At 71.6% G+C, this 6,631-nt stretch carries 5 protein-coding genes; 3 read left to right on the forward strand and 2 right to left on the reverse strand.

Annotation, left to right across the window (positions count from 1 at the left end):
• The first annotated feature begins 180 nt into the window (after positions 1 to 180).
• Positions 181 to 1,242: a lysylphosphatidylglycerol synthase transmembrane domain-containing protein gene (locus AC156L_RS17400; RefSeq protein WP_330880943.1), complete on the forward strand. Its 1,062-nt coding sequence runs from the start codon at positions 181 to 183 to the stop codon at positions 1,240 to 1,242.
• Positions 1,243 to 1,416: 174 nt separating this feature from the next.
• On the opposite strand, the gene AC156L_RS17405 is transcribed toward AC156L_RS17400, so the two are convergent.
• Together AC156L_RS17405 and AC156L_RS17410 are read right to left on the reverse strand one after the other, a co-directional pair.
• Positions 1,417 to 2,502: a M20 family metallopeptidase gene (locus tag AC156L_RS17405; protein ID WP_330880941.1), complete on the reverse strand. Its 1,086-nt coding sequence runs from the start codon at positions 2,500 to 2,502 to the stop codon at positions 1,417 to 1,419.
• Positions 2,480 to 3,109 (reverse strand): TetR/AcrR family transcriptional regulator, encoded by a 630-nt coding sequence (locus AC156L_RS17410; protein WP_330880939.1) that lies wholly within the window; start codon positions 3,107 to 3,109, stop codon positions 2,480 to 2,482. Before AC156L_RS17410 ends, AC156L_RS17405 begins: the two co-directional genes overlap by 23 nt.
• Positions 3,110 to 3,197: 88 nt before the next feature.
• Between AC156L_RS17410 and AC156L_RS17415 the strand changes: the two genes are divergently transcribed.
• Positions 3,198 to 4,931 carry an ABC transporter ATP-binding protein gene (locus AC156L_RS17415; protein ID WP_330880983.1) on the forward strand — a complete coding sequence of 578 codons (1,734 nt, stop codon included), beginning with the start codon at positions 3,198 to 3,200 and terminating at the stop codon, positions 4,929 to 4,931.
• A partial coding sequence (locus AC156L_RS17420) for an ABC transporter ATP-binding protein (protein WP_484407020.1) occupies positions 4,928 to 6,631 on the forward strand: 1,704 nt, incomplete at its 3' end. The genes AC156L_RS17415 and AC156L_RS17420, both read left to right, overlap by 4 nt.

Genomic DNA, 6,631 nt, shown 5'->3' on the forward strand with positions numbered 1-6,631 from the left:
CTTCAGTGCAGGCCGAAACAAACGGTCCGGTGCGGCCGGTCGCGGCGCGACGGACCCTGTGGACTTCCTGAACGTCCGAAGGCGGAAGAGCGTTGTGACGTTTGGACTTCGGTCCGCGGTGGAAGATAGCGTCGTGAGAACGCACAGGAACGGCGCACGTCCGACCGGGACGATTCCGGCATGACGGACGTGGTGCAGCGGGGCAGGGGCAGGACCGGGCGTTTTCGACTGGTGGCCGCGGCGCTCGTGATCGGACTGCTGGTGGTGGAAGCCGTCGTGTTCGCGCCGACGATCGAGTCCGCGGTGGCGTCGCTCGCCGCCGTCGACGTGGCGTGGCTCACCGCGGCCGTCCTCGCGACGGCCGTGTCGATGGTCATGTTCGCCCTCACCCGGCGCAGGCTCCTCATGGCCGCGGGCGTCCACGCGTCGGTCGGCAGCTCGGTCGCCGCCGCACTCGTGGCGAACTCGCTGCACGCCACCCTGCCCGGCGGGGCAGCGTTCTCCACCGCCTACACGTTCCGCTGGATGCGCGGCGAGGGCGCGGGCAACGCCGTGGCGACCTGGTGCCTCGTCGCGGGTGGACTCGTGTCGACCGCGTCGCTGGGCCTCGTCGGACTGACCGCCACGCTGTCGGTGGGCGGCAGTCCGAGTTGGACGAAGGTGGTGCTGAGCGCCGCCGGGCTGGTGGTGGTGACCGCCGTCGCCCGCGAACTCGTGCGCCACCCCCAGCCGCTCGTCACCGCCGCGCGCCGGGTGCTGCACGGGGTGAACCGGCTGCGACGCCGTCCCGCGGACACCGGCACCGCCGGGCTGGACGAGATGGTGGCGCAGCTCGGCACCGTGCGTCCCCGCGGCCGTGACTGGAGCGCCGCCACCGGGCTCGCGCTGCTCAACTGGGCGTTCGACGCGGCGTGCCTCGCCGCGTGCGCCGCGGCCCTCGGCGTGCACGGCCTGTCGCTCCCGCTGCTGCTCCTCGTGTACACGGCGGGCATGACCACCTCGGGTCTCTCGCCGCTGCCCGGTGGGCTGGGTGTGGTCGACGCCGCGCTCGTGCTCACGCTCGTCGCCGGTGGGATCCCGGCCGCGAAGGCGCTGCCGGTCGTCGTCCTGTACCGGCTGCTCAGCCTGGTCGGGGTCGTCGCGGCGGGGTGGCTGGTGTGCGCGACCCAGCAGTTCAGCCCCGCACGCGGCAGGCAGGCGCTGGAAGACAGGACAGGTATCGCCCGAATCCCGTCCGCGTGACGCGTCCTCGTCGGAGCCGGGCTCACCGACGATCGTCACCGGCTCCACCCCGCCGTACCTGCCGGAGGCCGTGCGGCGGCCTGGGCGAGTGGGAGCGGTGCGCGGTCGACACCGGCGGGCGGACCGCGGAGGGGACGACCGAGGACGTGCGGATGTGGTCGGCCGCGCACGCGCTCACCTGAGCGACGCGAGGAACCCCAGCAGCGCGCGGCGGTAGGGCTCCACCGTCGTCAGGTCCGCGTACTCGTCCGGCCCGTGCTGGCCGTCGCCGCCGACGCCGAAGATCACCGCGTCGACACCCCGCTGGGAGTAGAAGCGGGAGTCCGCCGCGCCGTGCTTGCGCAGCAGGTCGCCGGAGTACCCCTGGTCCCGTGCGGCTCGTTGGAGCGCGGGCACGTCCGGGTTCTCGGGGTCCGCGCGGTGCGGTGGCTCGACGTGGTCGACGGTCGCGGTGACGCCCGGTGGGCACAGCGCCGCGAGGTGGGCGGCGACCTCGTCAGGGGTGCGGCCGGTGAAGTCGCCGTCCTCCGGTGGGAAGCGGACGTCGAGCCACGCGGTCGCGTCGGCCGGGACCTGGTTCGTCGCCTGGTTGGTGGTGGCGATCCTGGCGACGGTCACGGTGGTGCGCCACGCCTCCTCCGTCGCGACGGGGTAGGCGGCGAGGACGGCCTCGACGGCGCGCCCCAGGCTGACGAGTGCGTTGTCACCGAGCCACTGGTAGGCGCTGTGCGCGGCCCGGCCGGTGGCGTGCAGGCGGACGCCCGCGATGCCCTTGGACTCCGCGACGACCCGCAGCCCGCTGTGTTCGCCGATCACCACGAAGGACGCGGTGACGCCCTGCTCCAGCTGGTGCAGGGTGCCGTCCCGGCCGCCCACCTCCTCGTCGGTCACGAGTTGCAGGCCGATCGGGAACGGCGCGGTCGCGGCCGTGTCGCGGAACACCTGCGCCTGGACGAGGGCGGAGAGCTTCATGTCCTGGGCGCCTCGGGCGATCAGGCGGTCGCCGTCGCGGCGCGGCACGAACTGCTCGTCCGCGCCGGGCACGACGTCCAGGTGGCCGTTGAGGACCACGCGGAAGTGCGGGCGGGACGGGCCCGCGTAGACCAGCGCACCGGGTTTGCCGTTCGACTCGAACCGCTCGACGGTGAAACCGGGGCCGACGACGTCCAGCACCAGGTCCAGCGCGCGGAGCAGGTCGTGGGGGCGGTCCGCCGTGGACCGCACGGCGAGCAGTTCTTCAGCCAGCGGGAGGAAGTCCATGCCCCTCATCGTCGCGGGTGAGCGCGAGTCCGCGCAGCAGCGGCAGGTAGACGTCGTCGACCAGTTCCACGATCGCGTCGTTCGTCATCGGGCCGCCGCTCAGCACGGCGTCGTTGCGCACCAGGTCGAACGGCAGACGCCCGGCGCGCGGCGACAGGGTGGTGGGCGGGATCTCGCCGCGTTCGGCGGCCCGGTCCACGATCGTCCGCACGACGTCGGCGACCGGCGCGCTGAGCAGCCGGTCGCGCAGCAGGTCGGCGACCTCCGGGTGGCGGAAGGCCTCGCTCATGACGCCCACGATCATCTCGTTCATCATCGCGTCGGCGCGGCGGGCGATCCTGGTGAACAGCACGAGGAGGTCGGTGCGGAGCGCGCCGGTGTCGGGCGGGAGGTGCTCCGCGGGCGCCTGGTTCCCCCACGCGGCGAACACGAGTTCGGCACGGTTGGACCAGCGGCGGTAGATCACCGGTTTGCTGGTCCTGGCGCGCGCGGCCACCGAGTCGATGGTGAACCGGGCGTACCCGACGTCCCTCAGCTCAGCCCAGGCGGCGTCGAGGATCGCCTGTTCGAGAGCGGTTCCCCGGCGGCGCGTCCTCGTCTCCGGCACGCTTCCCCTTAAACACTTTGCGTATCTTGTCGGCGTAGCCTACGTTACGCACCATTAGATACGGCAAGTTTCTTCCGTGGGGGCTTCGTTGCTGTACCGCCTGATGCTGACCTACCTGCGCCCGTACCGGCGCGAACTCTGGATCGTGCTGGTCCTCCAGCTCATCGGCACGATCGCGTCCCTGTACCTGCCCAGCCTCAACGCCGACATCATCGACTTCGGTGTCGCGAAGGGGGACGGCGGCTACATCGTGTCCACCGGGGGGTGGATGCTCGCGGTCACCCTCCTCCAGATCGCCTGCTCCGGCGCGGCCGTGTACTACGCGTCCCGCAGCGCCATGGGGTTCGGCAGGGACGTCCGAGCGGCGATCTTCCACCGCGTCGGCGAGTTCTCCGCCCGCGAGGTCGCCGGGTTCGGTCCGCCGTCGCTGATCACCCGCACCACGAACGACGTGCAGCAGGTGCAGCTCCTGGTGGTGCTGATGTGCACGATGCTCGTCACCGCGCCGATCATGTGCGTCGCGGGCATCGTCATGGCGCTCAACGAGGACGTCGGCCTGTCGTGGCTGCTGCTGGTGTGCGTTCCCGCGCTGCTGCTGGCCATCGGCGCGATCGTCCGGAACATGGTCCCGCAGTTCCGGGTGATGCAGACCCGGATCGACCGGGTGAACCGCGTGCTGCGGGAGCAGCTCTCGGGCATCCGGGTCGTGCGCGCGTTCGTGCGCGAGCCCGCTGAGTCCCGCCGGTTCGGCGAGGCCAACGCCGCGCTCACCGACACCGCGCTGCGCGTCGGCAGGCTCCAGGCGCTGATCTTCCCGACGGTGATCCTGATCCTCAACGCGTCCAGCGTCGCCGTCCTGTGGTTCGGCGCGCACCAGGTCGACGCGGGGGAGATGCGGATCGGCTCCATGACCGCGTTCCTCAACTACCTCATGCAGATCCTGATGTCGGTGATGATGGCGACGTTCATCTCGACCCTCATCCCGAGGGCGTCGGTGTGCGCCGAGCGGATCAACGAGGTGCTCGACACCGAATCGTCCGTGACCCCGCCGGAGACCCCCGTGCGCGAGCTGCCGACGCGGGCCTCGGTGGAGTTCCGCGGCGCCGGGTTCCGCTACCCCGGCGCGGCGGAACCCGTGCTGCGGGACATCTCCTTCCGCGTCGAGGCGGGTCGCACCACGGCGATCGTCGGCAGCACCGGCACCGGCAAGACCACGCTGGTGTCCCTGATCCCGCGGCTGATCGACGTGACCGACGGCAGCGTGCTGGTCGACGGCGTCGACGTCCGCGAACTCGACCCGGACGTGCTGTGGGACCGGATCGGACTGGTGCCGCAGCGGCCCTACCTGTTCACCGGCACCGTGGCGAGCAACCTGCGCTACGGCAGACCCGACGCCACGGACGACGAGCTGTGGGAGGCGCTGGAGGTCGCGCAGGCCCGCGACTTCGTCGAGGCCATGCCCGAGGGGCTCGCCGCGCCCATCGCGCAGGGCGGCACCAACGTGTCCGGCGGCCAGCGGCAGCGGCTGTGCATCGCCCGCGCGCTCGTCCGCCGCCCGGAGGTCTACCTGTTCGACGACTCGTTCTCCGCGCTCGACCTCGCGACGGACGCCCGGCTGCGCGCGGCGCTGCGCCCGCACGTCGAGCGGTCCGCCGTGCTCGTCGTCGCCCAGCGGATCACCACCGTCCTGGACGCCGACGAGATCATCGTGCTGGACGGCGGTTCCGTCGTCGGCGCGGGCACCCACCACGAACTGCTCGACTCCTGCCAGACCTACCGGGAGATCGTCCAGTCCCAGCTCACCCCGGAGCAGGCCGCATGACCGCCACCACCACGAGTCCACGCCCCCAGCCGTCGCCGATGGGCCGCGGCATGCCCGGCATGGGCATGCCCGTCGGCAAGGCCAAGTCCTTCGGGCCGTCCGCCAAGCGGCTGGCCGCCCGGATGCACCCCGAACGCGTCACGTTCGCGGCCGTCGTCCTGCTCGGCGTCATCAGCGTCGCGTTCGCCGTGGCCGGGCCGAAGATCCTCGGGCACGCGACCGACATCATCTTCGACGGCGTGATGGGCCGGACGCGCGGAACGCCCGGCGCGGGCATCGACTTCGGCGCGCTCGGCACCGTGCTGGTGTGGGTGATGGTCCTGTACCTCGCGTCCTCGCTGTTCTCGTGGGCGCAGGGCGGGCTGCTCAACGGCGTCGTGCAGCGCGTCGTCCACACGCTGCGCGAGGAGGTCGAGGCGAAGCTGCACCGGCTCCCGCTGCGCTACTTCGACGGCCAGCCCCGCGGCGAGCTGCTGTCCAGGGCCACCAACGACATCGACAACGTCGCGTCGACCGTGCAGCAGACCCTGAGCCAGCTCCTCACGTCGCTGCTGACCGTCATCGGCGTGGTCGCGATGATGTTCTCGATCTCCCCGCTGCTCGCGCTCATCGCCCTGGCGGTCGTCCCGGTGTCGGTGTTCGTCACCGGCGCCATCGGGAAGCGGTCGCAGAAGCTGTTCATGCAGCAGTGGAAGCACACCGGTGTGCTCAACGCGCACATCGAGGAGTCGTTCACCGGCCACCAGGTGGTGAAGGTGTTCGGGCGGCAGAAGGAGTCCGAGGCGGAGTTCCAGCGCCGCAACGACGACCTGTACGAGGCGGCGCTCGGCGCGCAGTTCATCTCCGGGCTGATCATGCCCGCGATGATGTTCCTGTCGAACCTCAGCTACGTCGTCGTCGCCGTGGTCGGCGGCCTGCGCATCACGTCGGGCACGATGAGCCTCGGCGAGGTGCAGGCGTTCCTCCAGTACTCGCGCCAGTTCACCCAACCGCTGACCCAGGTCGCGTCGATGGCGAACCTGATGCAGTCGGGTGTGGCCTCGGCCGAGCGGGTCTTCGAGCTGCTGGACGCGGAGGAGCAGTCACCGGACCCGGCCGACGCGTCGCTGCCCGCCGAGCGGCGCGGCCGGGTGGAGTTCCACGACGTCAGCTTCTCCTACCGGCCGGAGCAGCCGCTGATCGAGCACCTGTCGTTGGTGGCCGAGCCCGGCCAGACCGTGGCCATCGTCGGGCCGACCGGGGCGGGGAAGACCACGCTGGTGAACCTGGTCATGCGGTTCTACGAGCTGGACGCCGGGCGGATCACGCTGGACGGCGTGGACATCACCGACCTCTCCCGCGCCGAGCTGCGCTCCCGGGTCGGGATGGTCCTGCAGGACGCCTGGCTGTTCGGCGGGACCATCCGGGAGAACATCCGCTACGGACGGCTGGACGCCACGGACGAGGAGGTGCTCGGGGCCGCCCGGGCCACCCTGGTGGACCGCTTCGTGCGCGCGCTGCCGGAGGGCTACGACACCGTGATCGACCCGGAGGGCAGCAACGTGTCCGTGGGCGAGCGGCAGCTCATCACCATCGCCCGGGCCTTCCTGTCCGACCCTTCCCTGCTGATCCTGGACGAGGCGACGTCCTCGGTGGACACCCGCACCGAGGTGCTCGTGCAGCAGGCCATGGCCGCGCTGCGCAGCGACCGGACCTCGTTC

The sequence above is a fragment of the Umezawaea sp. genome (assembly GCF_057122925.1).

Coding starts and splice junctions, on each gene's coding strand:
- AC156L_RS17400 (WP_330880943.1), top strand. CDS start 181: ATGACGGACGTGGTGCAGCGGGGCAGGGGCAGGACCGGGCGTTTTCGA.
- AC156L_RS17405 (WP_330880941.1), bottom strand. CDS start 2,502: ATGGACTTCCTCCCGCTGGCTGAAGAACTGCTCGCCGTGCGGTCCACG.